Source organism: Vibrio sp. 1078-1, from assembly GCF_033340475.1.
Genome location: NZ_JAWOWM010000945.1, coordinates 1 through 510, shown reverse-complemented (window position 1 = coordinate 510; position 510 = coordinate 1). Strand labels below are relative to the sequence as shown.

Sequence of the window (510 nt, the reverse complement as noted above, 5' to 3'; positions counted from 1 at the left end):
CAAATTCGCTTCATGCTCCTCAAGCCATTCAAATGTTAAAAGCGGGCAAACACGTCATTTGTGAAAAGCCAATGGCTTCGAACTACGCATTGGCACAACAGATGTTTGCCTGTGCTGAGGAAAACAACGTTGTGTTGTTTGAAGCGTTTATGTCGCCTTACACACCAAACTTCCAAGTATTGAAAGAGAGCTTACCGTCTATCGCTCCGTTACGACATGCGACGATTAGCTATTGCCAGTATTCATCGAGATACCAAAAATATCTAAATGGAGAAAATCCAAACACATTCAATCCTGCGTTTTCCAATGGCTCCATCATGGACATTGGTTATTACTGCGTGGGTTCTGCGATTGAGTTGTTTGGTGAGCCGAACTCTGTTCAAGCCAGTGCGCATGTGCTTCCATCAGGCGTTGACGGATGCGGCAGCGTAACGCTGGAGTATGATGGCTTTAACGTAAATCTTCTGCACTCGAAAGTCAGTGATTCTCTTATCCCAAGCGAGTTTCAAG

1 protein-coding gene is annotated in these 510 nt (G+C 44.9%); it reads left to right on the top strand.

Annotated features, from left to right (window positions below; all coding sequences use genetic code 11):
• Positions 1-510, top strand: a 510-nt coding sequence (locus tag R7190_RS31010) for a Gfo/Idh/MocA family oxidoreductase (RefSeq protein WP_318138358.1), incomplete at both ends; no start/stop codon positions are given.